This is a genomic window from Streptomyces sp. NPDC023723 (assembly GCF_040639815.1).
Classification (GTDB): Bacteria; Actinomycetota; Actinomycetes; order Streptomycetales; family Streptomycetaceae; genus Streptomyces.
Window position 1 is genome coordinate 243,896 of the sequence record NZ_JBFAAP010000002.1, and the last position, 21,757, is coordinate 265,652.

Annotated in this window: 18 protein-coding genes and 1 pseudogene; 15 read left to right on the forward strand and 4 right to left on the reverse strand. The window is 68.9% G+C overall.

Annotation, left to right across the window (positions count from 1 at the left end):
* Nucleotides 1–5: 5 nt before the first annotated feature.
* From AB0G32_RS03925 to AB0G32_RS03935, 3 genes and pseudogenes are all read left to right on the forward strand, one after another.
* Nucleotides 6–296, forward strand: coding sequence for a hypothetical protein (locus AB0G32_RS03925; RefSeq protein ID WP_190206109.1), 291 nt, complete (start codon nt 6–8; stop codon nt 294–296).
* Between the two features lie 65 nt (nt 297–361).
* Nucleotides 362–625: pseudogene (locus tag AB0G32_RS03930) on the forward strand (hypothetical protein); the annotation flags it as partial.
* Nucleotides 626–930: 305 nt separating this feature from the next.
* Complete coding sequence (locus AB0G32_RS03935) at nt 931–1,158, forward strand: hypothetical protein (protein ID WP_361157689.1); 228 nt, start codon at nt 931–933, stop codon at nt 1,156–1,158.
* A gap of 168 nt (nt 1,159–1,326) precedes the next feature.
* On the opposite strand, the gene AB0G32_RS03940 is transcribed toward AB0G32_RS03935, so the two are convergent.
* Together AB0G32_RS03940 and AB0G32_RS03945 are read right to left on the reverse strand one after the other, a co-directional pair.
* Nucleotides 1,327–1,743 carry a DUF3592 domain-containing protein gene (locus AB0G32_RS03940; protein WP_361157692.1) on the reverse strand — a complete coding sequence of 139 codons (417 nt, stop codon included), beginning with the start codon at nt 1,741–1,743 and terminating at the stop codon, nt 1,327–1,329.
* A 365-nt stretch (nt 1,744–2,108) separates the two neighbouring features.
* Nucleotides 2,109–2,486, reverse strand: coding sequence for a DUF3592 domain-containing protein (locus AB0G32_RS03945; RefSeq protein ID WP_361157694.1), 378 nt, complete (start codon nt 2,484–2,486; stop codon nt 2,109–2,111).
* Between the two features lie 41 nt (nt 2,487–2,527).
* Between AB0G32_RS03945 and AB0G32_RS03950 the strand changes: the two genes are divergently transcribed.
* From AB0G32_RS03950 to AB0G32_RS04005, 12 genes are all read left to right on the forward strand, one after another.
* Complete coding sequence (locus AB0G32_RS03950) at nt 2,528–3,094, forward strand: hypothetical protein (RefSeq protein ID WP_361157696.1); 567 nt, start codon at nt 2,528–2,530, stop codon at nt 3,092–3,094.
* Nucleotides 3,095–3,129: 35 nt separating this feature from the next.
* The gene (locus AB0G32_RS03955; protein WP_361157699.1) at nt 3,130–4,320 is read left to right on the forward strand and encodes a phage tail protein; all 1,191 of its coding nucleotides are present in this window, start codon (nt 3,130–3,132) and stop codon (nt 4,318–4,320) included.
* The gene (locus tag AB0G32_RS03960; RefSeq protein ID WP_361157701.1) at nt 4,317–5,609 is read left to right on the forward strand and encodes a hypothetical protein; all 1,293 of its coding nucleotides are present in this window, start codon (nt 4,317–4,319) and stop codon (nt 5,607–5,609) included. Before AB0G32_RS03955 ends, AB0G32_RS03960 begins: the two co-directional genes overlap by 4 nt.
* Nucleotides 5,610–5,735: 126 nt before the next feature.
* The gene (locus AB0G32_RS03965; RefSeq protein WP_361157704.1) at nt 5,736–6,680 is read left to right on the forward strand and encodes a phage tail protein; all 945 of its coding nucleotides are present in this window, start codon (nt 5,736–5,738) and stop codon (nt 6,678–6,680) included.
* Nucleotides 6,681–6,854: 174 nt separating this feature from the next.
* The gene (locus AB0G32_RS03970) at nt 6,855–8,060 is read left to right on the forward strand and encodes a hypothetical protein (protein WP_361157707.1); all 1,206 of its coding nucleotides are present in this window, start codon (nt 6,855–6,857) and stop codon (nt 8,058–8,060) included.
* 10 nt (nt 8,061–8,070) lie between these two features.
* On the forward strand, nt 8,071–9,195 hold the full coding sequence (locus AB0G32_RS03975; protein ID WP_361157710.1) for a hypothetical protein: 1,125 nt from the start codon (nt 8,071–8,073) through the stop codon (nt 9,193–9,195).
* A 3-nt stretch (nt 9,196–9,198) separates the two neighbouring features.
* Nucleotides 9,199–9,933, forward strand: a complete 735-nt coding sequence (locus AB0G32_RS03980) for a hypothetical protein (protein WP_361157713.1) — start codon at nt 9,199–9,201, stop codon at nt 9,931–9,933.
* A gap of 29 nt (nt 9,934–9,962) precedes the next feature.
* Nucleotides 9,963–11,411, forward strand: coding sequence for a phage tail protein (locus tag AB0G32_RS03985; RefSeq protein ID WP_361157715.1), 1,449 nt, complete (start codon nt 9,963–9,965; stop codon nt 11,409–11,411).
* A gap of 43 nt (nt 11,412–11,454) precedes the next feature.
* The gene (locus AB0G32_RS03990; RefSeq protein WP_361157717.1) at nt 11,455–12,318 is read left to right on the forward strand and encodes a peptidoglycan-binding protein; all 864 of its coding nucleotides are present in this window, start codon (nt 11,455–11,457) and stop codon (nt 12,316–12,318) included.
* Between the two features lie 80 nt (nt 12,319–12,398).
* The gene (locus AB0G32_RS03995) at nt 12,399–13,271 is read left to right on the forward strand and encodes a peptidoglycan-binding protein (RefSeq protein ID WP_361157720.1); all 873 of its coding nucleotides are present in this window, start codon (nt 12,399–12,401) and stop codon (nt 13,269–13,271) included.
* A complete protein-coding gene (locus AB0G32_RS04000) occupies nt 13,268–13,531 on the forward strand; it encodes a hypothetical protein (RefSeq protein ID WP_361157723.1) in 264 nt (87 codons plus the stop codon). Before AB0G32_RS03995 ends, AB0G32_RS04000 begins: the two co-directional genes overlap by 4 nt.
* On the forward strand, nt 13,528–13,779 hold the full coding sequence (locus tag AB0G32_RS04005) for a hypothetical protein (RefSeq protein WP_361157726.1): 252 nt from the start codon (nt 13,528–13,530) through the stop codon (nt 13,777–13,779). Before AB0G32_RS04000 ends, AB0G32_RS04005 begins: the two co-directional genes overlap by 4 nt.
* A 68-nt stretch (nt 13,780–13,847) precedes the next feature.
* Here the strand turns inward: AB0G32_RS04005 and AB0G32_RS04010 are convergent, their stop codons facing one another.
* Nucleotides 13,848–17,744 (reverse strand): DNA-directed RNA polymerase subunit beta', encoded by a 3,897-nt coding sequence (locus AB0G32_RS04010; protein ID WP_361157728.1) that lies wholly within the window; start codon nt 17,742–17,744, stop codon nt 13,848–13,850.
* 93 nt (nt 17,745–17,837) lie between these two features.
* Nucleotides 17,838–21,323 carry a DNA-directed RNA polymerase subunit beta gene (rpoB, locus tag AB0G32_RS04015; protein ID WP_361157730.1) on the reverse strand — a complete coding sequence of 1,162 codons (3,486 nt, stop codon included), beginning with the start codon at nt 21,321–21,323 and terminating at the stop codon, nt 17,838–17,840.
* Nucleotides 21,324–21,757 lie beyond the last annotated feature (434 nt).

The window sequence follows — 21,757 nt, forward strand, 5'->3', positions numbered from 1 at the left end:
CATCCGTGTCCCGTTTCGACGTCAACGCGGCCCGCGCCCAGCGCCTCGAAGCCCTCGGCCGTACCTGGTCGTTCGAGCTCGACGGCGAGAGCTTCACCCTGCCCACGGAACTGTCCCGCGCGACCGCGAAGGCGCTGCGCAAGCTCGACGACAACGACGTGGACGGGCTGCTCCGCCTGCTCATGGGCGAGCAGCAGTTCGCCCGCTTCGAGCAGTACGAGGTCACCATGCAGGACATCGCCGCCATCCTGGAGGCCTACGGCAAGGAGACCGGGCTCGGCCTGGGGGAAGGCTGAGCCTCGTCGGGTTCGTAGACGAACACGCCGAGGCACTGGAGTCCGATCTGCTCCGGCACTACGGAGTGGATCTGCTCGACTGGCACCGCGAACGCCTCTCCAGCCGGCGGCTCGCGGTGCTCATCAAGCACCTGCCACGGGACAGCGCCGTCAACCGCGACCTGCACGGCGAGGCCGCCGACTGGTCGGTGACGGACCACCTGCTGGCCGCCGCCGTGGACCATCTCGCCGCGGCCAACTGGATGTTCGCCTCCGTCAACTCGGAGGAGGGGGACCAGCCGGAACCGCCGGCGCCGGTGCCGCGTCCGGGGGACGGGGCGGAGGCGGACGACGCGGAGCCGGTGGCCCCGGGCGGGACCGGAGGCGGTTACCCGGACCGGACCGCCGGCTCAGCCGCGGAGACACCCACGGCGGCCCCGACTGCGAACGGGTCCGGTCCCCAGCGTCCGTCCCCGGTCGAGCTGGCCCGGTTCTTCGCCTGAACCGGGTCCGCGCTAAGCGGCGTCCGACGATGACCCGTCACCGCATCTGGAACGTCCGTACGACGTCTCCCTGCCCACCGCCCGGCAGCCTCTGTGCCGCCGGGCGGTCCAGCGGCCCCCAGCCGCCCGGATCGACCGGAATGCACACAGACATGGCGACTGGCACGAGCAACTCCCCGCAGCAAGCGGTCGACACCTACGCCCGTCTCGCCCATCTCCTGCACACCCTGGCCGCTGCCGACGAGGCCCTCTTCGGCCGGGTCTACGAGGAACTGCTCACCCTGGAGTCGCACGCCTACGCGGCGGGCTGGACGGACGCGCTGACGGCAACCCGACAGACCGGCCATCCGTGCGTCTTACGCACAGTCACCTTGAGGTGACAGAACTTGCAGGGAAAGCCCAATGAAGGCCGAACCGGCGACACTGTCGAACGCTACGAGTTTCAACCTCGGCACGCCACTCGAATTCCGCCGGCCTGAGTTCCGGATAGCGAAAGCGCAAAAAAGAAAACACAGGCGATCAGCAAACTGAAAGTTCCGGCGAGCACGTCAGACTAGCGCATCGATGAGGCAGAGCACCACCCCCGCAAAGATCAGGATCAGGCCGCCGGCACCGAGCAGGAGAACACTCCCCAACTCATACTCGTAGTCCAATTCCGCCCGTACTCCCACCTTCGCCCGCTTCGGCTTCCGGCTGTCGTACACAACCGGCACGACCGTGCCCTCAGGACCCGGCAATGCTTGCATGTACTCATGGAACCGGGCTCTCGGCTGCCCCTCCGGAAGGCAGATGTCGAGAAATACTCGATGGGAATTGGTCACGTACTCATGGAAGGCGTATACCGCCTGTCCGTCCACGCCGTGATGTTTCAATGCCTGCAGTCGACGATGCTCCAAGAAGTTGCCCGACTGAGCCAGAAGCGAAAACAACCCCAGACATATGAAAACGGCTCCCAGAAAAATCATTACCTACCCTTCCGCTTGTCCAGATACCCGAGCAGAGCAGAGCCCCATCTCCACACGCCGGCTCAGATAATCCACGCCCCCACTGCGAGCAGAATCCCGCTGAGGCCGAGTTAAATCAGGCCTGCCGCTTCGCCAGTCCCTCGTTCCGCCCGTCATACACGAGAGGCACCGCCTCCCCCGATTTGGGGGCCGGTGCCAGGACCCGCCTCACGACTATCGGGCTGCAGTCGACCATGCAACAAAAGGCTGCCTGTCCGAGCCGACGACGAGAATGTTCATGGACGGCAAATAATCACTGCCGGACAGTTACCCATTTTCCTCCTCAACCAGACAGATCCGAACAATAGGACCGACGCGACCGCCGGCTAGAGAAGATCGGCCACGAAAATCAGCGCCAGAATGGCGGTCATCATCAGGTAGATGACCAGCCCCACCTTGCTGTCACGCTCGCTCTGCAACACAGCCCTACCCGACATTTTCGGATTTACCAGAACTTGCACCGTCTGCCCGATTTCGGCAGGGTGATATTTCCTTTTGGTCACCTCGGCTCGATAGGGCCCCAAGCCGGCGACCGAGTACTCGAGCACGGACCCCGCGTATCCGTCCGCGGCAGGAGTGAAGTGGCCGACACACAATGCCTCCACCACCACACCTCCTCGCTTGAATCGCCTGCCCTGAATAAGGAAAAAAAGTGAGATTACGGACAAGGTCAACCAGACAGTCAGAAGTATCAGGTTAATCACGTTGCGCCCCCTCGAAACGAACTGATCAGCCGGAGGCAAGTATGACAGACGACTGCAAAGAGCTCAAAGACCGTCTCGGCAGACTGGAAACCTACACCGGATACAAGCCGGGAAGTGAGCCGACCGCTGATCAGGCTCTCAGTGACCGGATCACGGCCATCGAGAATCAGAGCGACTTCCAACAGACGGCCACTGGTGGTGTGTTGGGGAAGTTCGAATCCAATCTCGGCGTCGCCGCCTGGGACGTCTTCAAATTGGAGCTACCTTCCCTCTGGAAAGGCGAGGAGGTAATCGAGAGGTTTCTGAGTTCAAGGGGAATCGAGCGCAACAATTACGGCTTTCTCTGGCCCACGGGCGCATCCCCCTCCAACACGCAGCAACCTCCGCCAGCCAACGAAACCGACACCCAGCGCGCCGCCCGGCTACAGCGAGAGGGGCAGGAGGCGCAGACGCGCTTCCAGCAGACCCAGCAGCAGATAGCCGATCTCCAGCGCCAATCGCAGAGTGCCATGGACCAGCTGCAGACCAGTGCGCAGGGCCTTCACCGGTTGGAGGAGGCAGCCCGAGCGGCTGCCGCGGCGGTAGGAGGCGGCGGACCCGACAGCTGACGATCCACATAGGAGACCCGCCCCCGGAGGTATGAATGTCCCTGGCAGTATCACTTAAAAACGCCTCAAGCTCCCTGCAAACTTTCAAAAACAAGGCGACCGCCGCTGCTTCTACCGCGAAGTCGCTCGGCAGTGCGGGGAAAACAGGGGCAACTCAGCTCAAGTCCCTCAAGACAGCTACCCAAAGCGCAGAAAAGGAGCTGAAGGACCTCAGGAAGGCTTCCGACCAGGCCGAGAAGTCGGTCGCCAAGGCCGGCAAGACCGGCACCAGCGCCGGCAAGAACCTCGGCAAGTACGAGTCCGGGGCGAGCAAGGCGGCCAAGGGCCAGGACAAGATGAACAAGTCGATGAAGGGCAACTTCTTCGGCATGCTCATGGACCTGCTCATGCCGCTCATCCAGAAGGTCGTCGAGATGGCGACCAAGTCGAAGACCATGCAGAAGGTCCTCAAGACCGCCTTCGACGTCATCAAGTCCGTGATCAGCACCGTCATGAAGGCCATCGGGCCGATCATGAAGAACGCCGCGAAGCTGATCAAGTCCGTCTGGAACGGCATCAAGTCGGCGATCTCCAAGGTCGTCAAGGCCGTGGCGACGGTCATCAAGACCTACGTCGCCATCTGGAAGACGGTTATCACCACCGCGCTGAAGGCGATCAAGACCGTCGTCTCCAGCGTCTGGAAGGGCATCAAGGCCGTCATCTCCCCGGTCGTCAACTGGGTCAAGTCGGCGATCCCGAACGCATTCCGCGCCGTCAAGGACAAGCTGTCGAGCATCTGGGGCGGCCTCAAGGGCATCGCCGGCCGCGCCTTCGACGGCATCAAGAGCGCGGTCAAGGGCCCCCTGAACTCGGTCATCGGCATCATCAATCGCGCGATCGGCGCCCTCAACGGCATCAAGGTCTCGATCCCCGGCTGGGTCCCCGGCGTCGGCGGCAAGACGTTCGGCGTCAGCCTCCCGAAGATCCCCATGCTGGCCACCGGCGGCGTCGTCATGCCCCGCTCCGGCGGGGTCCCGGCGATCCTCGCCGAGGCCGGTGAGGCGGAGGCCGTCCTGCCGCTCAGCAAGCTCGACCAGCTGCTGCGCCGGGCCGCCGGGCGCCAGGCGTACGCCGGGACCGGCGTGACCGACAGCGCGCTGTACATCGAGCACTACTACGCCGCCGAGACCAGCAGCGCCCAGCAGACCGCCCACGCCCTGGAGTTCCTGGCGAAGGCACGCGGATGAATGCCACGGTCGCCACCGGCCAGACCACGTTCCGCAGTCCGCTCACCAGCGTCTCGCCCGCTTTGCGGACGTTCCATACGCGGCTGTCCCAGAGCGGCGGTTCCCTCCGGACGTTCACCAGCCGGGTGAAGAGCTCATCCAGCGCCATCGTCGGGTTTCGCTCCGCCGTCGCCCAGAGCACCACCGCCCTCACTCCGTTCAAGGCGCACGCCGAAGCCGCGACCCGATCCGTCACCAAGACCGGGCAGACGGCCACTACCGCGGCCTCCAGCCTCAAGACCGTCGGCACCAATGCCAAGGGCTCCAGGAAGTCCCTGACTAGAATCCTGTCGGGCATCGGCGGTGTTATCGCCCTGGTGGGCGGTTTTCTCACCGCGGCGGGCGTCCTCGGCAACCTCCTGGGCACCTTCGGCACCGCCGTAACCATCGGCTCCGGCGTCATGCTGGTGATCAACGCCCTCACCCGCGCCAACCCCATCGGCTTCGTCACCGGGCTCCTCCTCCCGGTCGCCGGCTGGCTGATCGACCTGGCGGTCAACTCCGAGACCGGGCAACGCCTGATCGAGCAGCTCGCCACGCTGATCCTCCAGTACGTCGAGGGCTACCTGACCCTCATGACCCCGCTGCTCAAGGCCGTCGCGAGCGCGGTGAACACCTACGTCACCGGCTACCTCGGCGTCATCACCACCGCGCTCACCGCCATCGGCGCCCTCGTCGGCACCGGCTTCGCCGTGCTCAGGGCGCTGACCACCGGGGACACCCGGGCGCTCAGCGGCAAGGTCGCGTCGATCTGGCGGGGCTTCAAGGACCGGGTCAAGCCGATCCTGAACTGGATCACCAAGGACGTCCCCCGGATGTTCACCCGGGCCAAGGACGCCACCTCCCGCACCCTGCGAGCGATCGGGCAGTTCATGACGACCGGCACGCAGACCGTCGCCGGTGTGGTCAAGGGCCCGATCCAGGGCCTCATCGCCTTCGCCAACTGGGTCATCGACGGCCTCAACCACCTCAGCTTCAACTTCTTCGGCAAAAAGTTCGGCGTCCACCTGTCAAAGATCCCGCAGCTCGCTGAGGGCGGCATCGTCCACCCGGCCGCGGTGCCCGGCGCCGCCACCGTCAAGCCGCTCACCTCGCTCGGCCGCTACCTCCCGGCGCCGTCCCGCTCCGTCGCCACCACCGGGCCCGCCTCCCTCGCCGGCCGTCCCAAGGTCCGCGTCTACGAGGAGCGCGCGGGCAGCAGCCCGATGACCGTCGCGGAGGACCTGCTCTTTCTGCGCCAGGCCGCCTGAACGCCACCAGAGCCACACCCGAACGACTCAAGAAGCCGCCCGCCCACACCGCCGGCGGCCTTCGGCGTGCCCGCGGCCGGCATACCCGCCCACCAGCGACAACCCCAAGCGAGGTGACGGCCCACCATGGCCACAACCGTCTCCGCCCCCGCCCCCACCAGCACCGACGACACCCCCGGCTCCCTCATCACCCTCGACGGCCAGATCCAGTGGGGCAGCCTCCTCATGGGCACCGGCACCCCCTACCCCGTCGACCGCACCGGCATCACCGGCTGGGACGACCTGCCCGAGCTGGACCTCGGGGACGTACTCCGCCCCGACCAGCACGGCGCCTGGCCCGGCGACCGCTGGGCGCAGCCCCGGCTGGTCGGCGCCACCGTCTGGCTCGCCCCGCCGGCCGGCACCGACCCGCTCGCCACCACCACGGCGTTCCGCGCCGCCACCGGCCCCGACGGCGAGGAACGCTGGCTGGCGGTCCGGCTGCTCGGCGAGACGCTGGCCGTGCGCGCCCGGGTCAGCCGCCGGGTCGTCCCGCAGGACCGCTCGTACGCCACCGCGGGCTTCGCCAAGGTCAGCCTCCAGTGGACCGCGACCGACCCGCGCCGCTACGCCCCCGCGCTGCACGAGGCGCTGACCGGGCTGCCGGTCGCGGAACCCGGCCTGGTCTGGGAGGACGCGGCCGGTTCCGGACTGGCGTGGCCGCTGGACTGGGGCGGTGCCGGGGCCGCCGGTTCGATCGCCGCGGTCAACGCGGGCGGCGCGTCGGTCCGTCCGGTCGTCGAGTTCCGCGGGCCCGTGCAGCGGCCGTCGCTGACCCGGCTCTCCGACGGCCGCCAGCTCCAGTACGACCTGGCGCTCGGCCCCGGCGACCTCCTCACCGTCGACACCGAGGCCGGCACGGTCCTGCTCAACGGCACCGCGTCCCGTATCTACACCGCCACCCCCGACTCGTCCCCCGAGCAGCTGTTCACGCTCGAACCCGGCACCACCGACCTGGCGTTCCGCTCCGACGACGTCACCCCGTCCGCCACCGCCTCGGTCACCGTCCGCTGGCGCGACGCCCACTGGTGACCGTGACCCCGCCGCGCCCCCACCCGAAGCCGGCCAAAGAACGACTGGCGTTCCGCGCCGACGACGTCACCCCGTCCGCCACCGCCTCGGTCACCGTCCGCTGGCGCGACGCCCACTGGTGACCCCGCCCGCACCCGCGCCCAAATCCCCTCACCACACACGAAAGGACTTCCCATGCCCCTCCGCACCGCATGGCTCGTCAACCGCACCGACGCCGAGAACGGCCAGTCCCGTGCCGACACCCGGCTCGCCCCGCTCGGCGCCGTCACCCCGGTCAGCGGGCTGGCCGGCCGCAGCGGGCTGATCCCGGGCTCGCCGGACGGCAAGTCGCTGACGTCGGCCTTCTACGTGTTCAGCTCGACCGCCGGGATGACCGCGACGATCGCCCCCGGACGGGCCGTCGTCCAGGGCAGCGAGACCGCCGGCGCGTACCCGGTCGTCCTCACCGACTACACCAGCGTCACCTTCGAGGACGGCGACGCCAACAACGCCCGCACCGACCTGGTCGTCCTGCGGATCTACGACGCCCAGACCGACAACTCCGGCCGTACCGAGGCGGTCCTGGAGATCCTGCGCGGCCCCACCGACGGCAGCCTCGCGCTCCCGCTGGTCCCGGACGCGTCCCTGCCGCTGGCCAGTGTGCTGGTCCCGGCGGGTTCCTCGGTCGGCACCGGCGGTATCAACTGGGCCACCGCCGTCACCGACCTGCGCACCACGACCGTCGGCGTCGGCGGCATCCTCCCGCTGTACGGCAACACCGCCGAGGCCGGCGGCTACCCGGGCCAGTACCGGGACATCAGCTCGCAGCTCCAGCGGTGGGACGGCAGCCAGTGGGTGAGCTACCCGGCCCAGCTCGGCGGCATCGCCCCCACCGGCCGGGTCGCCACCGGCTCGTACGTCGGCCAGTACCGGGACAACAACGGCCGGCTGGAGCGCTGGACCGGCACCGCCTGGGTGCTGGCGCTGCCCAGTCCGGCGTTCGCGTACGACAACGACGGCGGCTACTGCAAGACGACGACCTGGTCGGAGGCGCTGACCGGGACGGTCGGGCCGACCATCACCGCGACCTTCACCGCGCCGGTGAGCGGCAAGGTCCTGGTCACCGTGGGCTTCCAGGGCCAGCCGGGGGTGGAGGGCGGCTGGGGCCGGATGTCCGCCAACATCCGCAAGGACGGCGTCCTCGTCACCGGTCAGGGCGCCGTCGAGACCCGGTCGGCCATCGACACCAACCGCGGCAACCAGTCGGTGACGACCACCTTCCCGGTCACCGGGCTCACCGCGGGCGCGACGTACACCGCCGTGTCGGCGTACTCGTCCAGCGCGACGACCAACAACCACTGGTTCGACAACCGGTTCATCCGCGTCGACCCGATGCTCTGAGGAGCGCCGCGTGACGAGTTCCCCCCGTACCGCCTACGCCCCGCTCACCCCCGTCTACCGGGCCGTCTTCTGCGACCTGCGCACCGATCAGGTGATCGACGTACTGCCGTTGACGGACACCAAGTTCGACGACTACATCGGCAAGTCCGGCTCGCTGTCGGCCACCGTCCCGCTGCCGAACGCCGCGCTGGCCCGCCGGGCCCGGGCCGCGCTGGTACCCGGCCGGACCGCGGTGTGGCTGGAGCGGGACGGCGACATCTGGTGGGGCGGGGTGCTGTGGACCTGCACCCCGTCCAGCGACGAACGCGGCCGGGTGCAGGCCGAGTTCCAGGCCGGCACCTTCGATTCCTACCTCGATCACCGCATCCTCGCCAAGGATCTCTCCTACACCGCGCTGGACCAGCTGGAGATCGCCCGGCTGCTCGTGGCGCACGCCCAGGAGCAGCCGGGCGGCGACATCGGCATCCAGCTCGGGCACGAGATGTCCGGGGTGGCGCGGGACGCCTCCTATCCCTACTCCTCACTCAGCCGCGTACGCGAACTCCTGGACTCCCTCTCGCAGTTGGCGGACGGCTTCGAGTGGCGGGTGCACTGCTACCGGGACGCCGAGGGGCGCCGCGCCAAGCGGCTCCAGCTCGGCCATCCGACGATCACCGCGAGCGCGTCGGACATCGTCCTGGACCACCCGGGCCAGGTCATCACCTACAGCCTGCCGGCCGACTCGACCGTGCAGGCCGATGTGTGGGTGGCCCGCGGCGACTCGCCCAACAGCGACCAGTCCGAGGAGTCGCAGCCGCTCACCGTGTCCGTCGAGGCCCCCGACGACCTCGCGGAGGGCTGGCCCCGGCTGGAGTCCACCTCGGACCACAGCGGGGTCACCGACGAGGCGACGCTGCGCTCGCTGGCCGAGGCGCAGCTCGCCGAGCAGCGGATGCCCGAGGTCATCCCGGAGATCACCGTCCGGCTCGACGGCCGGATCAGCCCGGCGCTGCTCGGCGCCGGCATCCGGCTGCGGCTGCGCGACCTGTGGCACCAGGACCCGCAGGACGAGCGGTACCGCGTCGTCGGCATCGCCGTGGAGCCGCCGGGGCGCGGCAAGTCCGAGACGGCCACCCTCTACCTGGAAGGCGTGTGATCCGTGGCGACCATCCCCACCGACCTCCTCGACCGCATCCGGGCCATCGAGCGCCGCATCCGCGAGCTGATGGCCTCGGCCAACAGCAGCCCGCCGATGAACCAGGTCGGCACCGGTGACATCGTCGTCGGCGACCAGGGCCGGATCCGGGCCCGCACCTCGCTCGGCGACGACCTGTTCCTCGTCGGCCGGGTCGATCCGGACCGGGACACCGACGCCAAGCGGTACCAGCAGGGGCTCGAACTGCGCCGCGACGACGGTTCGATGGCCCTGTCGCTGATCACCGCCGACCCGGTGAACAGCCCGGTCCAGCAGCTGCGGGTGCTCGACCACCAGGGCAACACGCTGCTGGCGACCGACGCGGCCCGCGGCGGCCTGGCCCGCCCCTACCTGCCGTTCCCGCTGCCCGTCCCGGTCGACACCGGCCGCTGGGAGTCCACCGGCGCCACCGACTGGACCACCCTGTACGCCGGTCCGGGCATCGCCCAGCACCCGCGCGTCCAGTGCGAGGTCGCCGTCACCGGCAGCGTCGGCGCCGCCGTACGGCTGCTGGTCGACGGCATCCCGGTGGCCGCCGAGCAGACCGTCACCGGCACCGCGACGCTCTACGCCGCCTTCACCGGGGACGTCGCCGCCCCCTTCGGCGACCCGGTCGCCTTCGAGATCCAGGCCAGGGTCGCGGCGGCCGGCGACACCGTGGCCTGCGTCCCGCGGGCGCTGTACGGCATCCAGTCCTGACGCCCCCACCGAGAAACAAGGAAGTCCTCGTGCTGCCCGAATCCATCCCCACCGTCCGGCTCACCGCCCAGTACCTCGCCCTCGACGGCCGTCCGCTCGGCGGCACCGTCGAGTTCGCGCCGCCGTCCCTGCTCACCCACTCGGACGCCGATGTCTTCGTCGGCGGTCCGACGACGGCGACCCTGGACAGCGACGGCCGCCTCGACGTGACGCTGCCCGCGACCGACGCGGACGGCTGGAACCCGCTGGCCTGGACGTACACGGTCACCGAACGCCTCAACGGCATCTCCCGGACCCGCACCTACCGCATCGCCCTGGCCCAGTCCGTCCCCGAGGTGGACCTCGCGGACCTGGCCCCCGCCGACCCGGCCGGCCCGCAGTACGTGACCGTGCCCGGCCCGCAGGGACCGCAGGGCGAGCCGGGTCCGCAGGGCCCGGCCGGTCCGGTCCACTCGGTCAACGGCCACACCGAGGCCGACATCATCCTGACCGCCACCGAGGTCGGCGCCCTGGCCACCGCCGCGGCCGGCCAGCCGAGCGGCGTCGCCCAGCTCGACGCCACCGGCAAGGTGCCGCTCACCCAGCTCCCCGACGGCACCGGCGACGGCGTCACCTCGGTCAACGGCCTGACCGGCGCGGTCACCCTGGCCGCCGCCGACCTCGGGGCGCTCACCCCGGCCGCGGCCGACGCCCGCTACCTGGCGATCGACGGCGCGCCGGTGCTCTCCGTCAACGGCCAGACCGGCGCGGTCACCCTGACCGCCTCCGGCCTCGGCGCGGCCCCCGCCGACCAGGCCGTGCTGCTCACCGGCGACCAGACCATCGCGGGCGCCAAGTCCTTCGCCACCGTGCCCACCGTCTCCGCCGACCCCGCCACCGCCGACGGGCTGGTGCGCCGGTCGTACGTCGACACCCGGATGCCGTCGGGCATCTGGACGCCCGCGGCGCTGGGCTTCAAGGCCTGGGCGTTCGACCCGGCGGCGTCCTCCCCGTCCACCGCCCAGTACTGCATCAACGGCAACGTGTACCTCATCGGTGTCCCCCTGACCACCGGCGGCACCGTCACCAACGTCTGCTTCTACGTGGACGGTTACGCCGGCACCGGCCTCGCCGCCACCTCCTTCGCCGGGCTCTACGACAGCGCCGGCAAGCGGGTCGGCGTCACCGGCGCGCTGAACACCCAGATCACCGCGACCGAGGGCACCACGTTCGTCCTGAAGCTGACCACCGCCTACACCGCCGTCGCCGGCTACTACTGGGTCGCGCTGCTGATCAACGGCCCCGACCCGAAGACCAACGGCCCCGGTTTCATGGTCGGCGCGAGTATGGGCAGCTACCCGGGCGGCAGCGCCCGGATACCCGGTGCCTTCGTCCGGCACGGCCGACTGCCCTCCACCGGTCTCACCTCACTGCCCGCCTCGTTCACCCCGTCCACGATCGTGGCCGACGCCAACGCGATCTGGGCCGCGGTCTCCTGACCCGCTCCCCTGCCCCCCTCCGACCTCACCCGAAGGAGCCATGATGGCCACACCCCTCACCGCCGACACCCTCGTCGCCGCCCTGACCACCGAGGGCGTCACCGTCGTCGAACACGGCGACTGGCGCACCCACAACCGCAACAGCGCCGGGGCCTGGGGCCCGGTCAACGGCGTGATGGTCCACCACACCGTCACCTCCGGCACCGACGCCTCCGTCGCCCTCTGCTACGACGGCACCACCGACCTGCCCGGCCCGCTCTGCCACGGCGTCATAGCCAAGGACGGCACGGTGTACCTGGTCGGCAACGGCCGCGCCAACCACGCCGGGCTCGGCGACACCGACGTCCTGACCGCCGTGATCGCCGAGACCGCGCTGCCCGCCCCCGACTCGGACGACGTCGACGGCAACACCCGCTTCTACGGCTTCGAGTGCATAAACCTCGGCGACGGCTCCGACCCGTGGCCGGAAGCCCAGTTGGAGGCGGTCGCCCGGGTCTGCGCCGCGATCTGCCGCGCCCACGGCTGGGGCGCCGCCTCCGTCATCGGCCACCTGGAGTGGACCTTCCGGAAGATCGACCCCAAGGGCTTCTCGATGGCGTCGATGCGCACCCGGATCGCCGCCCTGCTGGCCGCCACGCCGGGCGGCAGCGCCACCCGCTACCAGCCGTTCCCCGGCGACGCCTTCTTCAAGTCCGCCCCGAACTCCACCATCGTCGCCGCGATGGGCGGCCGGCTCGTCGCCGAGGGCTGCTCGGCGTACGCCACCGGCCCCGGCCCGCAGTGGAGCGAGGCCGACCGCGCCTCGTACACCCTGTGGCAGCAGAAGCTCGGCTACACCGGCGCCGACGCCGACGGCTGGCCGGGCGCCACCTCGTGGAACGCCCTGAAGGTCCCGTACACCGCCTGATCCCCCTCCCCCCGTCCCGCCGCGCCGCCGTCCCGTCCGGACGGCGGCGCGGCGGGCCCCGACCCACCACCGGAGGACCCATGTCCACGCCACTCACCGCCGCCGCCCTGGTCGCCGCCCTGAAGGCCGAAGGCGTCACCGTCGTCGAACACACCGGCTGGCGCACCCACAACCGCAACAGCAAGGGTGCCTGGGGCCCGGTCAACGGCGTGATGATCCACCACACCGTCACCTCGGGCACCGACGCCTCCGTCACCCTCTGCTACGACGGCCGCTCCGACCTGCCCGGCCCGCTCTGCCACGGCGTGATCGCCAAGGACGGCACGGTGTACCTGGTCGGCAACGGCCGCGCCAACCACGCCGGCAGCGGCGACGCCGACGTCCTGGCCGCCGTCGTCGCCGAGCGCACCACCCTGCCGGCCCCCAACCAGCAGAACACCGACGGCAACACCCACTTCTACGGCTTCGAGTGCATCAACCTCGGCGACGGCAAGGACCCCTGGCCCGACGCCCAGCTCGACGCCATCGCCCGCACCGCGGCCGCGATCTGCCGCGCGCACGGCTGGAGCGCGGCCTCCGTGATCGGCCACAAGGAGTGGACCAGCGCCAAGATCGACCCGCGCGGCTTCACGATGCCGTCCCTGCGCACCCGCGTCGAAACGCTGCTGGGCAAGAAGCCCACCCCCAGCACCCCGACGTACCAGCCCTTCCCGGGCGCCGCCTGGTTCAAGCAGGAGCCCAAGTCGGCGATCGTCACCGCGATGGGCAAGCGCCTGGTCGCGGCCGGCTGCTCGGCGTACGCCACCGGCCCCGGCCCCCAGTGGACCGACGCCGACCGGAACAGCTACGCCAAGTGGCAGCGCAAGCTCGGCTACACCGGCACCGACGCCGACGGCTGGCCGGGCGCCACCTCCTGGGCGGCGCTGAAGGTGCCATACACCAGCGGGACGTGACGCCCGTGTCCGACACCACCGACACCACCAGACGCACCCTGCGCACCGTCGTCCAGACCGCCGTGGCCCTCTGCGTCCTGCTGCCGACGCTGGTCGACACGGCCGGCCTGTCCCGCAGCCTGCCCTGGGTCGCGGGCGCGCTGGCCGTGGCCGGCGCGGTGACCCGGGTGATGGCGCTGCCCGCCGTACAGTCCCGCCTCCCCGCCTGGCTGCGCACCGCGGCCCCGGAACAGAACGCGACCGAGAAGAGCACGACATGAGCGACGATCAAGCCACCGTGGCAGTCGAACTGGAACGCCTGCGCGGCACGGTGGAAGCGGGCTTCGCCCGGGTCGACGGCTCCCTCGCCCTGCTGGTCCAGCGCAGCGACCAGACCGACAAGCAGCTCGCCGACCACGAGCAGCGGCTGGACGCCCTGGAACGCTCCCGCTGGCCGCTGGCCAGCATCGGCGTCCTGGCCGCCCTGGCCACGGCGGTGGTCACCGCCCTGGAACTGACCGCCCGCTGAACCCGCACGCACGCCGAAGGGCGGCCACCCCGCGAGGTGACCGCCCTTCAGTACGTCAGACCCTGGCCCTACTGGTTGTACGGACCGTAGTCGTAGTCCTCCAGCGGAACAGCCTGACCCGACCCCGTCCCGAAGGGCGAGTAGTCGATGTCGTCGTAGCCGACCGCCGAGTACATCGCGGCCTTGGCCTCCTCGGTCGGCTCCACCCGGATGTTGCGGTAGCGGGACAGACCCGTACCGGCCGGGATGAGCTTACCGATGATGACGTTCTCCTTGAGGCCGATGAGCGAGTCGGACTTGGCGTTGATCGCCGCGTCCGTGAGCACTCGCGTCGTCTCCTGGAAGGACGCCGCCGACAGCCAGGACTCCGTCGCCAGCGAGGCCTTGGTGATACCCATCAGCTGCGGACGACCCGAGGCCGGGTGACCGCCTTCCTGGACCACCCGACGGTTCTCGGTCTCGAACTTCGACCGCTCGACCAGCTCGCCGGGCAGCAGCTCCGCGTCGCCGGACTCGATGATCGTCACGCGGCGCAGCATCTGCCGGATGATGATCTCGATGTGCTTGTCGTGGATCGACACGCCCTGCGAGTTGTAGACCTTCTGCACCTCGCCGACCAGGTGGACCTGGACGGCCCGCTGACCGAGGATGCGCAGCACGTCGTGCGGGTTGGTGGCACCCACGGTGAGCTTCTGGCCCACCTCGACGTGGTCGCCCTCGCCCACCAGGAGACGGGCCCGCTTCGAGATCGGGAACGCCGTCTCGTCGCTGCCGTCGTCCGGGGTGACGACCAGCTTCTTGGTCTTCTCGGTCTCCTCGATCCGCACCCGGCCACTGGCCTCGGAGATCGGGGCGACACCCTTCGGGGTACGGGCCTCGAAGAGCTCGACGACACGCGGCAGACCCTGGGTGATGTCGTCACCGGCCACACCACCGGTGTGGAAGGTACGCATCGTCAGCTGGGTGCCGGGCTCACCGATGGACTGGGCGGCGATGATGCCGACCGCCTCACCGATGTCGACCAGCTTGCCGGTGGCCAGCGAACGGCCGTAGCACATCGCGCAGGTGCCGACGGCGGACTCGCAGGTCAGCACCGAGCGGGTCTTGACCTCCTCGACGCCGTGCTTGACCAGCTCGTCGATGAGCACGTCGCCGAGGTCGGTGCCGGCCGGGGCCAGCACCTTGCCGTCGACCACGATGTCCTCGGCGAGGCAGCGCGCGTACACGGACGTCTCGACGTCCTCCGCCTTGAGCAGCACGCCGTCCTGCCGGTCGGCGATCTTCAGGCGCAGACCGCGGTCGGTGCCGCAGTCCTCCTCGCGGATGATGACGTCCTGGGAGACGTCGACCAGACGACGGGTGAGGTAACCCGAGTCGGCGGTCCGCAGCGCGGTGTCCGCCAGACCCTTACGGGCACCGTGCGTGGAGATGAAGTACTCCAGCACGGACAGACCCTCACGGAACGAGGCCTTGATCGGACGCGGGATCGTCTCGTTCTTGGCGTTCGACACCAGACCACGCATACCGGCGATCTGACGCATCTGCATCATGTTGCCTCGTGCGCCCGAGTTCACCATCATGAAGATCGGGTTGGTCTTCGGGAAGTTCTCGTTCATCGCCTCGGCGACCTCGTTGGTCGCCTTGGTCCAGATCGCGATGAGCTCCTGGGTGCGCTCGTCCTTGGTGATCAGACCGCGCTCGTACTGCTTCTGGACCTTCTCGTCCTGCGCCTCGTAGCCCTTGACGATCTCCTTCTTCGCCTCGGGAACGACGACGTCGGAGATGGCCACGGTGACACCGGAGCGGGTCGCCCAGAAGAAGCCGGACGCCTTCAGGTTGTCGAGCGTCGCCGCCACGATGACCTTCGGGTAGCGCTCGGCGAGGTCGTTGACGATCTCGGAGAGCTGCTTCTTGCCGACCTCGTAGTCGACGAACGGGTAGTCCTCCGGCAGCAGCTCGTTGAAGAGCGCGCGGCCCAGCGTGGTGCGCAGGGTGAAGACATCACCCTGCTGCCACTCGGGCTCGCCCTCCTCACGGGCCGGCGGCTGCCAGCCGCGCGGCGGGATGGTGCCCACCGGGAAGCGGATGTCGATCTTCGACTGGAGCGACAGCTCGCCGGCGTCGAAGGCCATGATCGCCTCGGCGGCGGAGCCGAACGCGCGGCCCTCGCCCTTGAGGTCACGGCCCTCGCCGTCGGTGGTGAGGAAGAACAGACCGAGGACCATGTCCTGGGTCGGCATCGTCACCGGACGGCCGTCGGCGGGCTTCAGGATGTTGTTCGAGGACAGCATCAGGATGCGGGCCTCGGCCTGCGCCTCCGCGGACAGCGGCAGGTGCACGGCCATCTGGTCACCGTCGAAGTCCGCGTTGAACGCGGTGCAGACGAGCGGGTGGATCTGGATGGCCTTGCCCTCGACCAGCTGCGGCTCGAAGGCCTGGATGCCGAGGCGGTGCAGGGTGGGCGCACGGTTCAGCAGCACCGGGTGCTCGGCGATGACCTCTTCGAGGACGTCGTACACCACGGTCCGGCCGCGCTCGACCATCCGCTTGGCGCTCTTGATGTTCTGCGCGTGGTTCAGGTCGACCAGGCGCTTCATCACGAACGGCTTGAACAGCTCCAGCGCCATCGCCTTCGGCAGACCGCACTGGTGCAGCTTCAGCTGCGGACCGACGACGATCACGGAACGCGCGGAGTAGTCCACGCGCTTGCCGAGCAGGTTCTGCCGGAAGCGGCCCTGCTTGCCCTTGAGCATGTCGGACAGCGACTTCAGCGGACGGTTGCCCGGACCGGTCACCGGCCGGCCACGACGGCCGTTGTCGAAGAGGGCGTCGACCGCCTCCTGGAGCATGCGCTTCTCGTTGTTCACGATGATCTCGGGCGCGCCGAGGTCGAGAAGCCGCTTCAGGCGGTTGTTGCGGTTGATGACACGGCGGTACAGGTCGTTCAGGTCGGAGGTCGCGAAGCGGCCACCGTCCAGCTGCACCATCGGCCGCAGGTCCGGCGGGATGACCGGCACGCAGTCCAGCACCATGCCCTTGGGGCTGTTGCTGGTCTGCAGGAACGCGGAGACGACCTTCAGGCGCTTGAGCGCACGGGTCTTCTTCTGGCCCTTGCCGGTACGGATGATCTCGCGGAGCTTCTCGGCCTCCTCGTCGAGGTCGAAGGACTCCAGCCGCTTCTGCAGCGCGGCGGCGCCCATCGAGCCGTCGAAGTAGGTGCCGAACCGGTCGCGCAGCTCGCGGTAGAGCAGCTCGTCGCCCTCCAGGTCCTGGACCTTGAGGTTCTTGAACCGGTTCCACACCTCGTCGAGGCGGTCGATCTCGCGCTGCGCGCGGTCGCGCAGCTGCTTCATCTCACGCTCGGCACCCTCGCGCACCTTGCGGCGCACGTCGGCCTTGGCGCCCTCGGCCTCCAGCTCGGCGAGGTCCGTCTCGAGCTTCTTGGCGCGGGCCTCCAGGTCGGAGTCACGGCGCTGCTCGATCTGCTGGCGCTCGACGGAGACGTGCGCCTCCAGCGACGGCAGGTCGCGGGTGCGGCGCTCCTCGTCCACGAACGTGATCATGTACGCCGCGAAGTAGATGACCTTCTCCAGGTCCTTCGGGGCGAGGTCCAGCAGGTAACCGAGGCGCGACGGGACGCCCTTGAAGTACCAGATGTGCGTGACGGGAGCGGCCAGCTCGATGTGGCCCATCCGCTCACGGCGCACCTTGGCGCGGGTGACCTCGACGCCACAGCGCTCGCAGATGATGCCCTTGAAGCGGACGCGCTTGTACTTGCCGCAGTAGCACTCCCAGTCCCGGGTCGGACCGAAGATCTTCTCGCAGAAGAGTCCGTCCTTTTCCGGCTTGAGGGTGCGGTAGTTGATGGTCTCGGGCTTCTTGACCTCGCCGTGGCTCCACTGACGGATGTCGTCAGCGGTGGCCAGACCGATCCGGAGCTCATCGAAGAAGTTGACGTCGAGCACTATGCGTCAATCCCTCTCAGGGTTGTAAGTCATGGGGTCTGATACGGGGGTCCTGGGGCCGGCCGGGCTCAGTCGAGCCCGGCCGGACTCCCGTCAGACCTCTTCGACGCTGCTCGGCTCGCGCCGGGACAGGTCGATGCCAAGCTCCTCCGCGGCGCGGAAGACGTCCTCGTCGGTGTCACGCATCTCGATGGACATGCCGTCCGAGGACAGCACCTCCACGTTGAGGCACAGGGACTGCATCTCCTTGATGAGCACCTTGAAGGACTCGGGGATGCCCGGCTCGGGGATGTTCTCGCCCTTGACGATGGCCTCGTAGACCTTCACGCGGCCGGTGACGTCGTCGGACTTGATGGTCAGCAGCTCCTGGAGGGCGTAAGCGGCGCCGTACGCCTCCAGCGCCCACACCTCCATCTCACCGAAGCGCTGGCCACCGAACTGGGCCTTACCACCCAGCGGCTGCTGGGTGATCATCGAGTACGGACCGGTCGAACGGGCGTGCAGCTTGTCGTCGACCAGGTGGTGCAGCTTGAGGATGTACATGTAGCCGACCGAGATCGGCTCCGGGAACGGCTCACCGCTGCGGCCGTCGAACAGCCGCGCCTTGCCGGACGGGAGCACCATGCGCTCGCCGTCGCGGTTCGGGATGGTGTGCTGGAGCAGACCCGCCAGCTCGTCCTCCCGCGCACCGTCGAAGACCGGGGTGGCGACGTTGGTGCCGGGCTCGACCTGGTCGGCGCCGATCACCTGGAGCCGCTGGGCCCACTCCTCCGCGAGGCCGGAGACGTCCCAGCCGCGGCTGGCGAGCCAGCCGAGGTGGATCTCCAGGACCTGTCCCGGGTTCATTCGGGACGGCACACCCAGCGGGTTGAGGATGATGTCGACCGGCGTGCCGTCCTCCAGGAACGGCATGTCCTCGATCGGGTTGATCTTGGAGATGACGCCCTTGTTGCCGTGCCGGCCGGCCAGCTTGTCACCGTCGGTGATCTTGCGCTTCTGCGCGACGTAGACGCGGACCAGCTGGTTCACGCCCGGCGGCAGCTCGTCGCCCTCTTCGCGGTCGAAGACGCGGACGCCGATGACCTTGCCGATCTCGCCGTGCGGCACCTTCAGCGAGGTGTCGCGCACCTCGCGCGCCTTCTCACCGAAGATCGCGCGCAGCAGCCGCTCCTCCGGGGTCAGCTCGGTCTCGCCCTTGGGCGTGACCTTGCCGACCAGGATGTCGCCGGCGACGACCTCGGCACCGATCCGGATGATGCCGCGCTCGTCGAGGTCGGCGAGGACCTCCTCGGAGACGTTCGGGATGTCCCGGGTGATCTCCTCCGGGCCGAGCTTGGTGTCACGGGCGTCGACCTCGTGCTCCTCGATGTGGATCGAGGAGAGGACGTCGTCCTGCACGAGGCGCTGCGACAGGATGATCGCGTCCTCGTAGTTGTGACCCTCCCACGGCATGAACGCGACCAGCAGGTTCTTGCCGAGCGCCATCTCGCCGTTCTCGGTGGCCGGACCGTCGGCCAGCACCTGGCCGGTGATGATCCGGTCGCCCTCGTCGACGATGACCTTCTGGTTGACCGAGGTGCCCTGGTTGGAGCGGGCGAACTTGGCCAGCCGGTAGGTGATGTACGTGCCGTCGTCGTTGGCGGTGGTGATGTAGTCGGCGGAGACCTCCTGGACCACACCCGGCTTCTCGGCCTTGACCACGTCGCCGGCGTCGACCGCGGAGCGGTACTCCATGCCGGTGCCGACCAGCGGCGACTCGCTCTTGATGAGCGGCACGGCCTGCCGCATCATGTTCGCGCCCATCAGGGCGCGGTTGGCGTCGTCGTGCTCCAGGAACGGGATCATCGCGGTCGCGACCGACACCATCTGGCGCGGCGAGACGTCCATGTAGTCGACGTCCTCGCCGGTGACGTAGTCGACCTCGCCGCCACGGCGGCGAACCAGCACGCGCGCCTCGGCGAACCGCATGTCGTCGGTGAGCGTGGCGTTGGCCTGCGCGATGACGAAGCGGTCCTCCTCGTCGGCGGTCAGGTAGTCGACCTCGTCGGTGACGACACCGTCGGTGACCCGGCGGTACGGCGTCTCGACGAAGCCGAACGCGTTGACCCGGCCGTAGGAGGCGAGCGAGCCGATCAGACCGATGTTCGGGCCTTCGGGCGTCTCGATCGGGCACATGCGGCCGTAGTGCGAGGGGTGCACGTCACGGACCTCGAAGCCGGCCCGCTCACGGGAGAGACCACCCGGACCGAGCGCCGACAGCCGGCGCTTGTGGGTGAGACCCGACAGCGGGTTGTTCTGGTCCATGAACTGCGACAGCTGGCTGGTGCCGAAGAACTCCTTGATGGAGGCGACGACCGGCCGGATGTTGATCAGGGTCTGCGGCGTGATCGCCTCGACGTCCTGCGTCGTCATGCGCTCGCGCACCACGCGCTCCATCCGCGCCAGACCCGTACGGACCTGGTTCTGGATGAGCTCGCCGACGCTGCGCAGACGGCGGTTGCCGAAGTGGTCGATGTCGTCGGTCTCGACGACGACCGGCGAGCCGTTGTCGCCGACCGTCTCGGTCTCCCCGGCGTGCAGCTTGACCAGGTACTTGATCGAGGCGATGACGTCCTCGACGGTCAGGATGCCGGCGTCCAGCGGGGCGTCGGCGCCCAGCTTCTTGTTGACCTTGTAGCGGCCGACCTTGGCGAGGTCGTAGCGCTTCGGGTTGAAGTACAGGTTCTCGAGCAGCGTCTGCGCGGCCTCGCGGGTCGGCGGCTCGCCCGGACGCAGCTTGCGGTAGATGTCGAGCAGCGCGTCGTCCTGGCCCTGGGTGTGGTCCTTCTCCAGGGTGGCGCGCATGGACTCGTACTCGCCGAACTCCTCCAGGATCTGCTCGGTCGTCCAGCCGAGCGCCTTCAGGAGAACGGTGACGGACTGCTTGCGCTTGCGGTCGATGCGCACACCGACCATGTCGCGCTTGTCGATCTCCATCTCCAGCCAGGCACCCCGGGACGGGATGATCTTGGCGGAGAAGATGTCCTTGTCGGACGTCTTGTCGATGGAGGAGTCGAAGTAGACACCCGGCGAACGGACCAGCTGCGACACCACGACACGCTCGGTGCCGTTGATGACGAAGGTGCCCTTGTTCGTCATCAGCGGGAAGTCGCCCATGAAGACGGTCTGGGACTTGATCTCGCCGGTCTCGTTGTTGGTGAACTCGGCGGTGACGAAGAGCGGGGCGGCGAACGTGAAGTCGCGCTCCTTGCACTCGTCGATGGAGTTCTTCGGCGGCTCGAAGCGGTGGTCGCGGAAGGTCAGCGACATCGACCCGGAGAAGTCCTCAATCGGAGAGATCTCCTCGAAGATCTCCTCCAGGCCGGACTTGGTGGGGACGTCGTGACCGGACTCCAGAGCCTCCTCGACGCGAGCCTTCCACGCGTCGTTGCCGAGCAGCCAGTCGAAGCTCTCGGTTTGCAGCGCGAGAAGGTTCGGAACCTCGAGGGGCTCCTTGATCTTTGCAAAAGAGATGCGCAGCGGGGCGGTGCTGGCAGCGTTGTTCGTATTCGCGGTCGAGGCATTGCGCGAGGCGGCCAAGAGGGGGTCCTTCCGAGGGCTCGGACTCACTACGCGCGTACCGGTCCCCCACCTCGCACAGAGACGGATTCCCCTTTTCTGGCTATCAGGCCAGCTCAGGGGCGGTCCGGTCATCGATGCTGAAGCGAGGGCATGCCCCTGGTGACGGGCAGGGAGCAGCTAACAGGCAGCGCAAAGGGTCAGTGTAGCCACTTGGCACACTGATGTCCAGTCCCGCTCTACGGAGCGCCTCACTACCCTCTTCTCAACGTCTGCGGCAAGCTGCCCTCAACGCAGGTTCATACTTCCCTCTGCGCCGTCGATCCATGCCTCGGAACCCGGATCGTTGTGACGACGCGTCCTGAGAATTGCGCGCTGCGTGCGGTTCGTCAAGGCCCCCCTTGCCCGAACCGGGGCGCTCGAAGACACGACGAAGATCACCATACCCCGCACAC